The sequence below is a fragment of the candidate division KSB1 bacterium genome (genome assembly GCA_034506335.1).
Classification (GTDB): Bacteria; Zhuqueibacterota; Zhuqueibacteria; order JANLFK01; family Oleimicrobiaceae; genus Oleimicrobium.
In genome coordinates this window covers 1-16,108 of sequence record JAPDPR010000031.1, presented here as the reverse complement: position 1 = coordinate 16,108, position 16,108 = coordinate 1, and the positions used below count along the sequence as shown (strand labels likewise).

At 60.7% G+C, this 16,108-nt stretch carries 16 protein-coding genes; all 16 read left to right on the top strand.

Features of this window, described 5'->3' with window-relative positions; genetic code table 11:
• Nucleotides 1-49: 49 nt before the first annotated feature.
• Nucleotides 50-1,432 carry a sigma-54 dependent transcriptional regulator gene (locus ONB25_09895; protein MDZ7393189.1) on the top strand — a complete coding sequence of 461 codons (1,383 nt, stop codon included), beginning with the start codon at nucleotides 50-52 and terminating at the stop codon, nucleotides 1,430-1,432.
• A gap of 322 nt (nucleotides 1,433-1,754) precedes the next feature.
• Nucleotides 1,755-2,852 carry a hypothetical protein gene (locus ONB25_09890; GenBank protein ID MDZ7393188.1) on the top strand — a complete coding sequence of 366 codons (1,098 nt, stop codon included), beginning with the start codon at nucleotides 1,755-1,757 and terminating at the stop codon, nucleotides 2,850-2,852.
• Nucleotides 2,853-3,110: 258 nt separating this feature from the next.
• Nucleotides 3,111-3,623 (top strand): hypothetical protein, encoded by a 513-nt coding sequence (locus ONB25_09885; protein ID MDZ7393187.1) that lies wholly within the window; start codon nucleotides 3,111-3,113, stop codon nucleotides 3,621-3,623.
• Nucleotides 3,624-3,752: 129 nt separating this feature from the next.
• Entirely contained in the window at nucleotides 3,753-5,474 is a 1,722-nt protein-coding gene (locus ONB25_09880; protein MDZ7393186.1) for a response regulator, read from the top strand.
• 13 nt (nucleotides 5,475-5,487) lie between these two features.
• Nucleotides 5,488-6,633, top strand: a complete 1,146-nt coding sequence (locus ONB25_09875) for a response regulator (GenBank protein ID MDZ7393185.1) — start codon at nucleotides 5,488-5,490, stop codon at nucleotides 6,631-6,633.
• 38 nt (nucleotides 6,634-6,671) lie between these two features.
• Nucleotides 6,672-7,166 carry a hypothetical protein gene (locus tag ONB25_09870; protein MDZ7393184.1) on the top strand — a complete coding sequence of 165 codons (495 nt, stop codon included), beginning with the start codon at nucleotides 6,672-6,674 and terminating at the stop codon, nucleotides 7,164-7,166.
• 57 nt (nucleotides 7,167-7,223) lie between these two features.
• Nucleotides 7,224-7,574: a hypothetical protein gene (locus ONB25_09865; GenBank protein MDZ7393183.1), complete on the top strand. Its 351-nt coding sequence runs from the start codon at nucleotides 7,224-7,226 to the stop codon at nucleotides 7,572-7,574.
• Nucleotides 7,575-7,592: 18 nt separating this feature from the next.
• Nucleotides 7,593-8,549, top strand: a complete 957-nt coding sequence (locus ONB25_09860; GenBank protein ID MDZ7393182.1) for a peptidase MA family metallohydrolase — start codon at nucleotides 7,593-7,595, stop codon at nucleotides 8,547-8,549.
• 3 nt (nucleotides 8,550-8,552) lie between these two features.
• Nucleotides 8,553-9,455, top strand: coding sequence for a lysophospholipid acyltransferase family protein (locus ONB25_09855; protein ID MDZ7393181.1), 903 nt, complete (start codon nucleotides 8,553-8,555; stop codon nucleotides 9,453-9,455).
• Between the two features lie 5 nt (nucleotides 9,456-9,460).
• Complete coding sequence (locus ONB25_09850; GenBank protein MDZ7393180.1) at nucleotides 9,461-10,549, top strand: glycosyltransferase family 9 protein; 1,089 nt, start codon at nucleotides 9,461-9,463, stop codon at nucleotides 10,547-10,549.
• Nucleotides 10,540-11,175 carry an L-threonylcarbamoyladenylate synthase gene (locus ONB25_09845; GenBank protein MDZ7393179.1) on the top strand — a complete coding sequence of 212 codons (636 nt, stop codon included), beginning with the start codon at nucleotides 10,540-10,542 and terminating at the stop codon, nucleotides 11,173-11,175. The genes ONB25_09850 and ONB25_09845 overlap by 10 nt, the downstream gene beginning before the upstream one ends.
• Nucleotides 11,172-11,690: a low molecular weight protein arginine phosphatase gene (locus ONB25_09840; protein MDZ7393178.1), complete on the top strand. Its 519-nt coding sequence runs from the start codon at nucleotides 11,172-11,174 to the stop codon at nucleotides 11,688-11,690. Before ONB25_09845 ends, ONB25_09840 begins: the two co-directional genes overlap by 4 nt.
• The gene (locus ONB25_09835; GenBank protein ID MDZ7393177.1) at nucleotides 11,687-12,748 is read left to right on the top strand and encodes a glycosyltransferase family 9 protein; all 1,062 of its coding nucleotides are present in this window, start codon (nucleotides 11,687-11,689) and stop codon (nucleotides 12,746-12,748) included. The genes ONB25_09840 and ONB25_09835 overlap by 4 nt, the downstream gene beginning before the upstream one ends.
• Nucleotides 12,745-13,617: a DUF3108 domain-containing protein gene (locus ONB25_09830; GenBank protein MDZ7393176.1), complete on the top strand. Its 873-nt coding sequence runs from the start codon at nucleotides 12,745-12,747 to the stop codon at nucleotides 13,615-13,617. The genes ONB25_09835 and ONB25_09830 overlap by 4 nt, the downstream gene beginning before the upstream one ends.
• Entirely contained in the window at nucleotides 13,614-14,606 is a 993-nt protein-coding gene (locus tag ONB25_09825; GenBank protein MDZ7393175.1) for a hypothetical protein, read from the top strand. Before ONB25_09830 ends, ONB25_09825 begins: the two co-directional genes overlap by 4 nt.
• Nucleotides 14,607-15,234: 628 nt before the next feature.
• On the top strand, nucleotides 15,235-16,108 hold an 874-nt coding region (locus ONB25_09820), incomplete at its 3' end, for a carboxypeptidase-like regulatory domain-containing protein (GenBank protein ID MDZ7393174.1).

The window sequence follows — 16,108 nt, the reverse complement described above, 5'->3', positions numbered from 1 at the left end:
GATTGTTCGCCAGTTGCCATAGAGCTTCACGACTGCGAGGGACGTAGAGGTGGGGCCATCGAACGTCAAACCCAAGATCCTCATTGTCGATGACGACAAGAACATCGGCAAGATGATCTCCATCACGCTGCAGAAGCAAAAGCGCTACGAGTGTGCAGTGGCGTTGAGCGGCGAAGCCTGCCTGCAGACGGTGCGCGAGGACCCGCCAGACCTCATCCTTCTGGACATCCAGATGCCCGGGATCGACGGGTTGGAGACACTTGAGCGCCTCCGCCAGATAGAGCCCAACATCCCGGTCGTGATGATGTCCGCCCATGGGACTATCGAGCGTGCCGTGCGCTCCATGAAATTGGGCGCGCACGACTTTATCGAGAAGCCCTTTGCCAGTGACCGCCTGTTGGTGACCGTGGAAAACGCCCTGATCACCAGTTCCCTCAAGCGAGAGGTCAGTCAACTCCGCTCTGAGCTCAAGAATAAGTACTCGTTGGCCAACATCATAGGCGAAAGCGGGCCGATGCAAGAGGTCTTCCGGGCGGTCGAGAAGGTGATCGACAGCAACGTCACGGTGCTCATCCAGGGCGAAAGCGGCACTGGCAAGGAGCTGATTGCCCGCGCTATTCACTACCACTCCAAGACGCGCGCCAACAAGCCATTTGTGGCCGTCAACTGCTCTGCACTGCCAGAGTCCCTTTTGGAAAGCGAACTCTTCGGCCATGAAAAGGGGGCGTTCACCGGCGCGGCCGGACGGCGAATCGGCAAGTTCGAACAGGCCAATGGAGGTACTATCTTCCTCGATGAAATCGGCCTCATGAGTCCGGCAACCCAGTCCAAGGTATTGCGCGTGTTGCAGGAAAGAGAGTTCGAACGCGTCGGGGGCAATGAACTGGTGCGGGTCGACGTACGTTTCATCTCTGCTACAAACCGTGATCTAGAGGAAGCGGTCAAAAAGGGAGAGTTTCGGGAAGACCTTTACTACCGTATCGCCGTCTTCCCCATCAAACTGCCGCCCTTGCGCGAGCGCAAGGCGGACATTCCCGCGCTGGCGGCCTTTTTCTTGAAAAAGTACAGCCAGGAGGAAGGCAAGGAGATCGAGGGCATCTCACCAGACGCCCTGGAGCTCCTCATGGCTTACCATTGGCCAGGCAACGTGCGTGAGCTGGAGAATGCGATCGAACGCGCCGTGGTGCTTGCCTCGACCAAAGAGATTATGCCCAGTGACCTACCCGCTGCGGTGAGGGCGTTGGGTGAGAAGCGCCTGTACGAATCGGACCATACTCTTGCCAACTGGATTGAAAAGTTGGAGGAGGAGGCCCTTCGGCAGGCGCTGTTGGAGTGTGGCGGAAACGTGTCGCAAACGGCGAAGAAGCTGGGCATTGGGCGGGCAACCATCTATCGCAAGGCCAAGAAATACGGCCTGCCGATGATCAAGTAGTGCCCCCAATCCCCGCACGCGCTGCTGCACCTGCGCAACCAGTGGCGTGGCGGCCCACTGTCTCACCTCTCTCTGTATCATACCGGCACAGGTGTTTCGCCTTATTACAGCGCTGCAACTTTTTCCATTGCAGCCAAACACAGCTGTTTGCCTAAGTGACTATTTCTCAAGGCACGTTTCCCAGTCCTGGACAGCTTTGCTGGTATGCATTTTGCGAACCCTAACGAAGCCACCGGCTCATGCTGGCTACGTACCATCGTCGCAAGGAGTGAGACAACAACCGGTCCCACGCAGCATAGTGGATTCCTTCGAGAGAGCAACCGTGCACGCACAACAGCATCCTTCGCAAGGCTCCAGTTTGACCGGCCTCATCCGCAAGATTTGCGCCGGCACCTACTCGTCCGCTGAACTGGTTCAGTTCGTGAACCTGCTCCAAAAGGCAGCCCTGAGCTACCTCCGCTACCAGGAGCTTTCCGGCAAGCGCATCGCCCTGGTGCGCCAGGACCGGGAAGAGCTGGAGGACCTGGCCATGGACTGTGTGGCCGAGCTATTTATGCGCGATGAACAGGGCGCTTTTGTGCAGCTGCGCAAGTACTTCGGCCAGAAGCTTGAGGAAATTGGCGACAACGACGCGGAGATGATGCTCCAGGTCCGCCGGCTCGTGGTCAAGAAGACCAAGCAGGAACTGTCGCGCATCTTTCGGGAACGCGACCCCGAAGGGGCTAAGGTGGTGCGCAACATCAAGGTGGCGGTGCGCAATGCCAAGGACCTGACAAGTTTCCGCGAGATGGGGCGAGAGTTCATCTGCTTTGCCCCCAACGGGCACTCTGGTCAGGCACGCGATGCCCTCTACCCGCATTGCCCTCCTCTCCGCCGGACGTGCCCCCCGTGCCCGGAGGAGATGCTCTGTTTGCAGTTCAACGGCGTCAATCATCCCCGAGATTCAGTGTCCGCCTCCATTCGGAAGCTCTTGGCCCTGGTCGACGCCGACCCCGGCTACCAGAACTACCTCTCCGTCGACGTGGTGGCCAGGATCATTCGGACGGTGCGCAACGAAATGTTCCGCGACAATGTGGGTGGAGAACGACATACCTCCACGCCGCTTGAGCATGTGCAACTGGAAGAGATTCGGCTGGCAAAAGAGCGGGCGATCCGCCATATTCGCCAGAAACTCCACGCCACCTACCTGGAAGGTGGGAAGTTGGGCGAAGAGAAGGCCGCCATCTATTGCGACGCACTGGTGGACGTGCTGGATGACATGGTCGAAGAACGTCGCCCTGACTCCTATTTTCGCCTGCTCAAGGACCGCATGCCCACGCTGACCCAGAAGCAGTATCGGCAGCAGGAGCGCACGGTCTTCGAATACCTGGCAAAAGTGGCGAAAAAAGAGTTTCGCCAACAGCTTCGCGCGTTGTTGTGAGTTTACGTAAAATCGGAGGCTTGCATGTATACAATCACAGCACGATGGGTTGGTGCCGGTGACAGCTGAGCCCCGCAGCGGGGCTCCTGACGTGGACAAGCACAAACGATCGCTATGAGGCAAGCTCAGCGAAAGCCGGCCAGTGGCCGGTGTCCCACGGAAGCAGAAATTGAACTCTTCGTTTTGACCGACTCACCATCTTTCCCCCGCTCTGATGGAGTCGCGCGACACATCCGCACGTGCCCCCGCTGTCGGTCCATGGAGCGGGAATTAGCCCGGTTCTACGACCTCTTGCTTACCAGCCTTTCGGCACCGGTGTCTGCCTGTGTACTGGATTATGTGTTTCACCGCACCCTCGAGGTGAAGGAAGTGGCGCATTTCGCTTTGCGGCCACTGCCTGAAGGGAAGGATGCCGTTCGAGCTTTTGTGTGCCAGCAAGTGGGCCGCATCCCCGGCGAGGCACTGGAGGAAGCAGTGAAAGACTTTGCCGCGCAGGTGCTGGCCGGAGGTGAGGCGGGTCTGTACGCCTTGCAGCCTAGCCACGCCACCCACCTCCTGCTTTTTCTCTGGGTGCCAGGCAACGGCAGGCAGTCGGCCACCCTTTCCTTTCCTGCCCTGGGCAAAAGCGCGCCGCTCAGTCGGTATGGGATGGCGGTCATCGAGGGGGTGAACATCCCAGAAATGAACGGTCAGCAGTTGACCCTCACCCCTTTGGCCCAGACCAACTTTGGCAGGCGCGCCCGCATCGACATGATCTCTTCGGCGCTATAAGCCAGACCTGATACCACCAATCTGTCAACTCCCCCCATTGGAGTCCCCTTCTTGAAAGAGCTTGACAAGCGGGGGAATCTTTCTTATATTAGAGCGCCAAAACGAATAGGCACACCAACGGTTCCCCCAATGACCGGCGTCGAAGAGGAAACGAGAACCCTGCTGCTTGTGGACCCGCACGCGGAGAACGTGCGCATTCTCCGTGAGCACCTTACCGGTTTGGGCTACCAGGTCTTCACCTGTGGGAGTGCCGGCGAGGCCCTGACAAAGGTCGCAGAGGTCAAGCCAGACCTGGTGCTCTCGGAGTTTGTCCTGCCGGATGGAGACGGGGCCGAGCTGCTCGACCGTATTGAGAGCGACCCCCGCACAGCCCGGACTCCTGTGGTTTTCTTGAGCAAGTCCGGGGAACCGGAGACCAGGGTGCGTGCACTCAGCTTGGGGGCCAAGGACTTTTTGGCCAAGCCGATGCACGTCAAGGAAGTAGTGGCCCGGCTGGAAATGGTTCTGGCCCGCTTGCGACGCCGCCAACAGAGCACGCCTGCACAGAAGGGGCCAAGCGGCCATCTTGAAGAGGTGCCATTGCTGGACTTGCTCCTGCAGATGGCCCAGGAAGCGAAAAGTGCAGTCATTCGCCTCACCACGCCCTCGGGCCGGAGCGGCCAGGTTATCGTTCGCAGCGGAGCAGTCGTACATGCAGCCACCACCAGCAACAAGCGGGAGAGCGCCTTCTTTGAAATGCTCGCCTGGCGGCGTGGCAGGTTTACCGTCGCTTATGAGGAGATTGAGACCCCTGACGGCATGCCGTTGAGCCCCCTCGGCCTCCTGCTAGAAGGGGCACGCAGGCTCGAGGAGATCCAAGCTCTTGAAAGGCAGCTCCCCGGCTTGGAGGCGGTTATGGTCCCCACGGAGAACTTTCGCCAGATCCTGTCCCGGCGGGAACCGAGCCCGGAGCTACACAAGTTCATCGCCCTTTTCGATGGCCAACGTACTTTGGAAACCATACTGGACGAATCAGGGTACGACCTGGCCACCGCATTGCACCGGGTGGTCAAGCTGTACCGACAGGGTTTCTTGCGCCGCGTAGACCAACCTGAGCGGGAAGAAGAGGAAGAAGGCGAAGCTTTTGGCCCTGAGGCTCTCCGCGAGCCCCACTTGGTCAGTATCCTCAAGGCAGATATCGAGGAGCAGACAACCGCTGCCACGGAAGCGCACCCTAAAAGCGTCGTGGCTCCTGCCCGGGAATCGGCAAGCGAAAGCGCGCCCACGGTGGCGGTGCCTGCAGTGCCTCCGCTTGATAGGACTGGACCTCCCAGGCCGAGACGCGGGATTATCTTCATCGGGAGTGCGCGTGCCGGCCGGAGAAAAATTATCAGTACCCTGACCGGGGGAAACTTCAGGGTGCGTACCCTGCGGAACTTTGGTGATGTCTCCCTCGACCGCGGGTCTGCTGTCCTTAGCAATGGCCTACGCCTGGAGGTGTTTGGCCTTGAGCCCGACCCTCGTTTTGGCGCCCTGTCAAAGATTGTGGCGTTCGAGCTTTCCGGGTGCGTGATCGTGATCGATGGCTCCCGTGCGGAGGCTTATGACTACTACGCGTACCTGATTTCCTCCCTGCGGCAGGCTCTTCCCGCGCTCCCCTCAATCGTGGCTGCTACGAACGTAGGAGAAGGCTCTATTGCCCCAGAGGTGCTCCGGAAACGCCTCGGCCTGCCTCCCTCCGACCTCGTTGCGCTCTGCGATCCGGGCGACAGGGAGTCGGTAGAGCATCTGGTGGAGCAATTGCTGTCCGGCGAGGGCAGTCTCCCGCATCCGCAGACGGTGCTGGCCGGTGAACCGGTGACCAAGGACTGAAGGGAGACCGGGCGTGGTGCTGGAGCGCAAAAAGATCTTGCTCGTCGACCCTGATCAGGAGGGAATGCGACCGTTGAAGACCCTCCTCCTGCAGCGGGGCTGCCGGGTGGGCCAGGTGGACAGTGGTGAACACGCATTGCAGGTCTGCGCGCGAGAGCTCCCGGACGCCATAATCACTGGCCTGCAACTGCCCAAGATGAGTGGTGAGGAGTTGCTTCGCGCCCTCCGTGAGGAGCCACGCACCAGCGGTATACCCGTGATTATCATCGCGGATCAGCGCATCCTGGATGACCGCATTCGTGCCATTGAGCTACTTCCAGATGATTTTGTGCCCAAGCCCTATCTGCCTCAGGAGGTTGTGGCTCGCCTGGAAGTCTTGCTCAATGAGGTGCACTCCTCCTTTCCCCTGCCGAGTGCTGAGGACATGGAAAAGGGATTCTCAGGTTCATTGGGAGACATGTCCCCTGTGGACCTTATCGAGGTTTTTCATGCGGCCTCACGTTCGGGCATCCTGCACTTGCGCCGCAACGGTCAGCACGGCGCTATCTACCTCCGGGACGGAGAGATTATTGATGCGCTGCTCGGACAGCGGGCAGGCGAGGAGGCCATGAGGGTGCTGTTGCTGTGGCGCGAAGGCACCTTCTTGGCCGATTTCACCCCTGTAGACCGTCCGCAGCGCATTACCACCCCTACTAGAGAGATAGTAGCCAACGCCCTGGCGCGCGCCGAGGATTGGGACGAAGCGCTGAGTGTTCTCCCGCCCCTTGAAACCGAGTTGGTATGCAACGCCCCGCCCAAGGCAATGGCAGAGCTGGACGAGGCGAGTCGCAATCTGCTGGGGCAATTTGCCTCCCCGAAGCCCATTGCCGAGGTGCTCGAACAGATGAGCGGTGATCCCTTGCCTCTGGCGAAATGCCTTCGCGGCTTGTGGGAGAAAGGGTTTCTGCGGGTGGAACAGGTCAAACCGGAAGGTTGGGCGGGCTCCTCGCTGCTTCAACCACATAGCGTGGCCAGCAGATCACCGCTGGCGGCTGTCGGAGAGCTGTTTAGGAGCGGCGAACGCACGCAAATGGGGCTGGCCTCGGCCGAGCAACCCCGTGCCGCCGGTCCCCTGCTCACTCGCGCTGAGCTGCTGATGACGCGCGCCCGCTTGACATAGAGTGCCGCCTGTGAAGGTGCGCGGAAGGATAACACAAGATGAGATATGGCGAAATCGCGGTGGTGACGCCCAAGGATTACGAGCCCGAGGGCCTAGTTCGCGCCGTGTGCCCGGAGGTGGTGCGGGCCGGCGACACGCTGAGCTTTGGCCGCCTCCCCATTACTGACAACTTGACTCTGCAAGTTTACGGCATGCAAATAGAGTCCCCACCCGAGCGCTACCGTTGGGAACTCCTTCTGCCGCGTGCACTCGGTGTGGTGGTAGCTTACCGCTGGCACGAGCGGGCTTCTCTGGAACAGGCCCAACGTCTGGTGGACTATCTATGTAGTTCGTGGCAAACGCCCGTGCTGGTCGCCGCCGACACCGGTGACGCGCCTCCTCCCGTACCTTCCACTTTCTACGCGGGCGGGATTCGGCTTTCGAGCAATGCAAAGTTCTTGTTCTTTCAATCGCCCGACCCGGCGTCTGTTCGCCAACTATTCACTACGCTCTTAGATGTGGTTGCAGAACGGACAACCGATTACTCCATTTGAACACAGGTGCACCCCTTGTCCGAAATGAAGCATGGCCAAAACTCACTTTCCGAAGGCATGAAGCTGCTCGCCCTGCACCTTCTTTTCAACGGTCGCACTCTGAGCACCCTGGTGGACAAGCTGGACGACGGGCAGGTCATAGCACTGCAGCGTTTCCTGTGGGATACCACGGTTGAGTTTGGCATTAGGGCAAAAGGGAAGGCGTTCTCGCACCGAGATATCACTCAGCGCATGGTCCCTTCTGCTGTCTACCAGAAGGAGCAGGGCTGCGCAGAGCCGACCTTTGCGTGCAAGGCCAGCCACTGCATTCGCGTCCACCGCGACTGTGCTCGGCGCAAGCTCAAAGGGCAACTCGACGCCATGGCGGCCTTGATCAGGGACTACTTGCACGCCGCCGTGACAGAATGAAACCCCGGGATGAGACCCATGCACCCACCCCAGGGGCCCAGTGTTCGATCCGGGTGGTGGCTGCTGCTGGCATGCCTCCCCCTAAGCAGCTGGAGTCAGGAACAGACAGCCACCTGGCGGACCATTTCAGGGGCAAAGGTGGTCGTTCGCTACGAGGAGGCGGACCAGCGGAACGCGGCTACGGTGTTACAGCAGGCCGAAGAGGCTTGTTCCAAGATCAGCGACGAGCTTGGTTTGGCGTATCTCCCTGTGCTACACCTGATTATGGCGCCTTCCGCCGAGGAGTTTGCGTCGTTGACCCACGGTCGCCTGCCCCGGTGGGCTGCGGGGGCCACCACCTTGGAGACACAGGGGCCGGTCATCTATATCCCCTCTCCTCGTTGGGGTGCAAGCGGCCAGGATCTCAGCCGGACCGTCGTGCATGAGGTGGCCCACGCCCTTGTAGCTGTCGCCAGCGACTTTCGGCCTTTGCCGCGGTGGCTCACCGAGGGTCTGGCTATCCGATTCTCGCGCGAACAGCAGTGGACATCGCCCTCGGATGTGTCTCGCGCTTTGCTCACCAATTCGGTGGTGCCCCTGGAGGAGATCGAGCAGCTGAACAGCTTCCCGGAGCAGAAGGCGCGGCTGGCCTACCAGGAGAGCTTTCTGGCCGTCGACTACCTGGTGCAGACTTACGGCCTGGATGCCATGCGCATCATTCTGGCCTCCGCGGCCAAGGGACAGGATATCGATGTGGCGTTTGAGCGTGCTATCGATCGAGATACCTGGGAGTTTCAGCAGGAGTGGCTCAATTTCGTGCGGAAGAGGTACCGATGGGCGTTCCTTGCCGAGCTGGACTGGCCCCTCTGGGTGCTGATCCTAGCCCTGGCGGGTGCGGCCTTTGTGGCCGTGCGCCTGCGCACGCGGAAGACCGTGCGCGCCTGGGAACAGGAAGCAAAAGAGCAAGAAGACTTGCAACCGTGGGAGAGTGAATAACCCGTGACACTGCGCCTCCGACATCTGCTGGAATTCTGGCTAATGGCCATCATGGCTATCATTGTCCGTTTGCTTCCCTGGGAAACCTCCCTCCGCCTGGGCGACTGGGTCGGCACCTTTACCTTCAAGGTGCTCAAGATCAGGCGAAGGGTTACACTGGACAATCTGGCGCGCGCTTTTCCGGAAAAAACTGCGGAAGAACTGGAAAGCATTGCTCACCGTGCTTACCAAAACTTTGTGAAGATGACCATCGAGTACATCAGATTCCCTGACCTGACGCCCCAGAAGGTTCTTGCCAAAGTCATAGTGCCCGACCACTCGCTCTTGGAGTGGGCGATGCGCAACGGCAAAGGTGCCATTTTCGTGGGCGGCCACTTTGGGAACTGGGAGCTCATGGGCGCGGCCATTCGCGCACTCGGCTATCCGGAAGCTTTCCTTGTTGGCGAGCAGCACAACAAGCTCATCGACGACCTGATGAACCGCTATCGCCAGCGCATGGGTATCACTATCATCCACATGGGCGTGGCCGTGCGCGGTGTTATCAAGGCTCTGCGCGAAGGAAAGATGGTTGCCTTGCTCTCCGACCAAGATGCGGGCAAGAACGGTGTGTTCGTCAACTACCTGGGACACCCGGCCTCGACGCCACGAGGGCCGGCGGTCTTTTCCCTGAAGACTGGTGCACCGATCATTTTCGGCTCTGCGGTCAGAGAGGATCACGCCTATCATCGCATCTACTTCGACCTTGCCACTCCAGGGGAAGTGGGCGAGCTGAGCGAAGAAAACGTTCGCCGCATCACCCAGGCCTATACGTCCATCCTGGAGCGATACGTGCGCCAGTACCCTGACCACTGGTTCTGGATGCACCGCCGTTGGAAGACCAGACCGGGCGGGGTACGAGTCGAGTAGCCTCCATGCTGGAAGACCGACCACTGGTGCCCTACCGATCCGTGCTCATCGTGCAGACAGCCTTTCCCGGGGACGTGGTGCTGTGCACCCCCATGGTGAGGGCCACGCGCAAGAGTTTTGCCGAGGCCACCATAACATTTCTTTCGACCCCGGTTGCGGCCAACCTGCTGGAGACAAATCCTCATATCGACGAGCTAATAACCTACGATAAACGGGGCGAAGAGGCCGGGGTGGCGGCGTTCGCGCGACTGGTGCGTCGGCTCCGCCGGCGGAGATTCGACCTTGCACTTCTGCCGCACCGTTCGCTTCGAACCGCGCTTCTGGCCTGGGCGGCAGGGATTCCTGTGCGTGTGGGATTCGCCGTGTTCCCTGGCGGGCCCTTCTATACCCACCGGGTAGTTTACGACCGCACCCAGCACGAGATAGAGCGGAACCTTGCGCTTCTCCAAGCCATCGGTGGAACCGCAGATGGGTTGCAGCCTGAAGTCTTTCCAGACGCAGGAGACCGCACACGGGTGGACCAACTGCTGGAAGGCGTCGATCAGCGCGCACCTCTGCTCGCCATAGCCCCTGGTTCCATCTGGCCGACCAAACGTTGGACGCCGCATGGCTTTGCAGAAGTGGGAGTGCTGGCCGTGGAGAAGCTCGGCGCCACCGTGGTGGTAGTGGGTGGACCCGAAGACCGCCCGCTCGCCCAAGATGTGGTGGCAGCGATCGGCAAAGGCGCGATCAATGCGGCGGGCAAACTCAGTTTCCGGCAGTCGGCCGAGCTCATCCGGCGCTGTCGCGTGCTTGTGTGCAACGACAGTGCCCCGCTCCACCTGGGCGTAGCGATGGGTACGCACACCGTGGCCATCTTCGGCCCTACCGTGACCAGCTTCGGTTTTGGCCCCATCGGCCAGGGGCATGCAGTCGTCCAAAAGGAGCTCCTGTGCCGGCCCTGCGGTATCCACGGCGGGCGAAAGTGCCCCATCGGCACTCACGAGTGCATGACGGCCATCAGGGCAACAGAGGTGTTTGAGCAGGTGCGCGCGCTTTGGCAAGAGGCAGCGCCACCGCGGGATCGGCAAGCCTGTGGAGTCCAATGCAACTGATCATGGTGAACCCGGACACACCGGATATGGCGCTCCTGGCACAGGCTGCGGAGGTCATCCGCCAAGGGGGAGTCATCGCCTATCCCACCGACACAGTGTACGGGTTAGGCGCTGACCCCCACAACGACGCGGCGGTGAGCAGGATTTTTGCGATCAAGGGGCGCCAAGCCAGCAAGGCTCTGAGCCTGATCGTCGCGGATGCAGATCAGCTCCAAGGGCTCGGTGCAAAACCTTCGGAAGCGGCACAAAAGCTCATGGAAGCGTTCTGGCCGGGGCCGCTGACGCTCGTCCTGCCATTGGCAAAAGGCGTGCGAATGCCTGCCTTGCGCGGGCAGGCCAAGGTAGCAGTGCGCATTCCGGCAAGTCGGCTTTGCCGCGAGCTTGCAGCTCTATGTGGCCCGATCACGGCCACCAGCGCCAACCGCTCGGGAGAGCGGGAGCCCACCACGGCCGCGGAAGTAGAGGCAGCCCTGGGCCGGCAGCTAGACCTGATTATCGACGGCGGGCGCTCTCCTTCCGCTGTCCCCTCCACGATCGTCGACGTCAGCATACATCCGCCCGTGGTGCTCCGTGCAGGCGCCATCCCGGAACAGCGCATTAGGGCAGCGCTCGAGGGCCGCCAATGAGCCGAAGATTCCGCATTCTCTTTGTCTGCTCCGGCAACAGTTGTCGCAGCCCTATGGCCGAGGGAATTCTGCGCGCCAAACTCCCTCCCCATCTCAGGCACCGCATTCTCATCAGGTCGGCGGGCACTTTGGGCATAGACGACGCGCCTGCCACACCGCTGGCCATCCGCGCCGCAGCCGAGCGTGGGGCTGACATCAGCACACACCGCTCACAAGGAGTGAGCAAGAAGCTCGTCGACTGGGCGGACCTGATCCTGGTCATGGAGCAGGACCATGTCCGTTTCTTGAAGAAACACTATCCGGAAGCTGGCGAGCGAGTGTATCTGCTCCGCACCTTTGCGCGACCACCCCAGGAGATTGCCGACAACGGCGAAGTGCCGGACCCTATCGGCGGCGACCTCACCACCTACCGCGAGTGTGCCGACCTTATCGCGCGAGAAGTGGATCGCATCGTGCCCGTGTTGAATGACCTGGTGGTCGTCCGGGAGACCGGGGAACGGAGGGATGTGGGGTGAACACAAACCGTGGCCGCAAATTCTTAGTGGTGCGCACGGATCGCCTTGGCGATCTGATTCTCTCCTTGCCCGTGTTGACGGCCTTGAAAGAGGCCCATCCCGGATGCCACGTGACTCTGCTCACCTCCCCTCCCATTGCGCCAATCGTCAATGATTACCCAGACCTGGACGAAGTTTTGGTGGACGAGGTCGAGGGCCAACATCATGGGATTACCGGCTGGTTCCGCCTCGTGCGCTCACTGCGGAAGAGGGCTTTTGATGCGGCTGTCCTGCTCCATCCCACCCTGCGTCTGGCCCTTGCTTTGGCCGCGTCTGTACCTCAGCGGGTAGGGACGGCATACCGTGCCTACTCATTTCTTTTCACCGAGCGCGTACCGGTACACCGCAAAGCTGTGCCGCGCCACGAGCTCGACCTCAACCTGGACCTGGTCGCGCCTCTCGCTCCCCGCCCTTCGCGAGTGGCATTCAAGATCCCTAAGGACCCTGAGACTGAGGCCCGCGTCACGGGTATGTTAGGAACATGGCTCACGTCCGCGCACAAGTTAGTCGTCATTCACCCTGGCAGTGGGGGTTCGGCGCGCGACTGGCCCGTGGAGCACTTTGCCAGGCTGGCGGACCGTCTCAGCACCGAGCTGCACGCGGCGGTGGTCATCACCGGAACAGCGGGAGAAAGGCCGCTGGTAGACCGGCTGTATGAGCTTTGCCGGCAGAAACCTTTGCGCCTTGACGGCCGTACAACGCTCAAAGAGCTGGCCGCCTTGGTGAGCATGGCCGACCTGGTGATCAGCAATAGCACCGGCCCACTGCACCTGGCGGTGGCGATGGGAACCGAAGTAGTGGGCCTCTACTGCCGCATGCGGGCCTGCGGGCCGGAGCGCTGGGGCCCCTACGGCCGCCTAGACTCGGTGCTGACCCCCGAGGTGGAGCCATGCGACCACTGCACCGGCGCAAAGTGTCCACACTGGGACTGCATGGCGGCAATCAGCGTCGACCAGGCATTCGCCCTTGCCGCGCGCAAGCTTGCTGCGTCTCATTCTCGACATAGGACAAGTCGATGATTCGATCCCTTTCTGTCTGTGCCATCGTACTCGCGCTACTTTGGATGCCTCAAGTGCAGGATACTTCGCGCAAGGCGCCGCCGGCTGTTGACACAGTCCGCGTCCAAGCCAACACCTCAGAGGCAACGAAGCATGATTCGCTGGTCACCACCACACACATGTTCTCCTCACCTTTGGCCCCGTTGCGCGTGGTGCCGAACAACGCCTGGGGGCTCGGGGAGGAGCTTACTTTTGCCGTGCGCTACGGCATGGTGTCGGCCGGCTCGGCGAAGATGGCGGTCCGAGATACAGTTAGAGTAGCAGGAAGGCTCTGCTACCACATTTACACCCAGGCACAGTCCAACCGGGCCTTTTCTTCCATCTACGAAGTCCGCGATGTAGCGGAATCGTTTGTGGATGTGCAGGGCCTGTTCCCATGGCGCTTTGAGAAACACCTGCGCGAGGGCAAGTATCGGGCACACAAGCTCACTACCTACGATCAGCACCGCAATTTGGCCATAACTGGCAAAGACACCCTCCGCGTACCACCCTTTGTACAGGATGTAATCTCCATGGTTTACTTTCTGCGCACCCAAGACTTCAAAGTCGGGGACACGCTCTCAGTGGCCAACCACGCCGATCGCAAGGTGTATGACCTGAAGGTCGCAGTTCAGCGGCGCGAAAGGGTGCGCGTCTCCGCAGGAGTGTTTGACTGCCTGGTGGTGGAGCCCTTCCTGCGCGACGGAGGAGGGGTGTTCAAGGGCGGCGGCCGGATGCAGCTGTGGATTTCTGATGACCGCGCCCGCCTCCCCGTGCAGCTGAAGAGCAAAGTAGTCGTGGGCACGGTGACCATCGAGCTGGAGAGAGCAAAGGGGGTTAAAAGAGCATGAACAATATCCCTCCCAACAAAAGGAAAAGCGATCCTGGGCCGAAGTTCACCAGGCTAGACCTCTCCCAGGTCAAGACTTTTTCTATTCGCGAGCGACAGAGTAAGGTCGGGTTGGAACACCTTGCGCGCGTGCATCAATGCGGGGGCACATTTGCGGGCTTTTTCGACTCGCTGCCGCACGTGCTTAAGGGAGCAGACCTTCGGGAGTTGGTGGAACAAGTGGCGGCAGCGCGCAGGCGCCAGCTACCGGTCATCGCCATGATGGGCGCCCACGTGATCAAGTGCGGCCTCAGCCCGGTGATCATCGATCTGCTGCGGAGCGAGGTGCTCACCTGCGTCGCACTGAACGGCGCCGGCGCGATTCACGACGTGGAACTGGCCTACTGGGGCCAGACCTCAGAAGATGTTGCCGAGGGACTGCTGGACGGCACCTTTGGCATGGCGCGCGAAACCGGGGAAATCCTCAACGGGGCTGCCAAAGCTGCTGCCGGGAGCGACATGGGTTTTGGCGAGGCGCTGGGCAGGCACATCACCTCGGACAAGCCGCCCTACCAGCACCTTAGCATCTTGGCTGCCGGCTACGAGCAGGATGTACCGGTAACGGTCCATGTGGCCATAGGGACCGACATCGTGCATCAGCACCCCACTGCCGATGGAGCGGCAATCGGAGAAGCCTCTTTCAGCGACTTCCGCCTGTTCGCCGCACAAGTGGGCACCCTCACCGAGGGCGGCGTGGTGCTCAACTTTGGCTCTGCAGTAATCTTGCCGGAAGTCTTTTTGAAAGCGCTCACCGTGGCGCGAAACCTCGGTCTGCCGGCTTTCGGCTTTGTCACCGCCAACTTTGACATGATCCAGCACTACCGACCACGGGTGAATGTGGTGGAACGCCCAACCCAAGGCAGCGGCAAGGGATACCAGTTTGTCGGACACCACGAAATCATGATCCCTCTGTTCGCTGCAGCCATCAAGGAAAGGCTGGGCGCGAGGTGAGAGCGAAACATCCTGGCACAGGGGCTGTCCACGAACGATTAGGGGCCCTCGTCGTCAACGGCGGCCTGCGTCCGGCCACAGGATTTCAAGAACAACCCGGGTTGGCCCACCGCAACATCCGCGGGTCTTGAGGGCTATTTTTCCCGCACCGCCATGCCACTGGCGGTGGGCGGGAGGTGACTGCAGAGCATTTTCCGGAGCGCTGGCGCCCCTGCGTGCGCGCCAGGCAACTTTCCCGCACCCATTTGCCAGCACCAACAAGGGGCATCCGCGAACCGCCTCTGCGCGAGCGTGCTGCGACCCACTACTTTCTTTTGCTCCGGGCTGTGATCGTCCGGCGCCCACAGCGCCAGGCGACTCCACAGATAGCCAATGCGGCTGAGACCCGCACAGCCAAGGGGCATTTCAAATTACCCCCTGCAATGATTCTACGACATCCAAAAGCTCTCGGCTCGACCCTTCCCTGCTGCTCAATCCAGCCTGCCAAGAACTCCCTTTCGCTCTCCTTCAGTTCCTGGGATAGTCAGCAGCCGGTTTCATCCCCCAAAAAAAAGACTTGACGATCTGCTAATAACGTAGTACATTTCCTACAGTCGTAGGAGGTATCACCACCGTTTAGGAGGTAGCCATGAGACGCCTTGCGGCACGTCATCTGATTGCCCTATTCTTGCCGCTCCAAGCGTTTGCTGCCTGCCACGTGACCGGGAGGATTCTCGGCGCCGGGGGCGAACCACTGCCCCTCGCCCACGCCCACCTGCTCCCATACAGGGGCACCATCCGCCAGCCCCTGCAGACCATCGCCGCCGCCAAGGACGGCCGCTTTGCTCTGACCATACCCGAACTGGGGATGTACCGCCTTTTTTTCACCGGTGTCGGCCACGACAATGCGTCCCTCCCCTTGCTTCTCGAATCCGAGAAGCCAGAGCTTGATTTCACTGTGTACCTTGCCCCTTTGTCGTACAAGGAACAGTTCGAGGTTGTGCGAATTGTCGGCGACTGGAACGCATTCAAGTGGGAGAAGGCCGATACCATGCGGCGCCAGCAGGACGGCACCTATGTTTTTGAGCGCGAGACACAGGCGGACACGGTGGCTTATCAGCTCTTGGACATAACCACCTCCGCGCGCAGCGTCAATGGCACCGCTTCGGATTGGTTCAGATACGACGGCAGGGGCGACTACATCTCGGTGCTACGCACCCGCGCGGGAAAAGCCCGTATCGTCTTCGACCCCGCGAAGCTGCGAGCTCCAAAGGCCGCGGCCCGACCCTCGCTTGAGGTTCGCAAGGGGGACGGCTCCCTCCGCCACCTCTGGGCCATCGATACCCTTGTGCACAAGGAACAGGAGACCTTCCAGCTGGCGCTCACGAAGTACCGCGAGCAGCACCTGGACACGCCGGGTTTTTCTTACGACTGGTCCGCTACGGTGGCGCGACTCAAAAAGTATCTCACTCCCGACCAAGATCCTTTGGTGCGACGATTCGCGGCTCTGCGCCTTGCCTGGC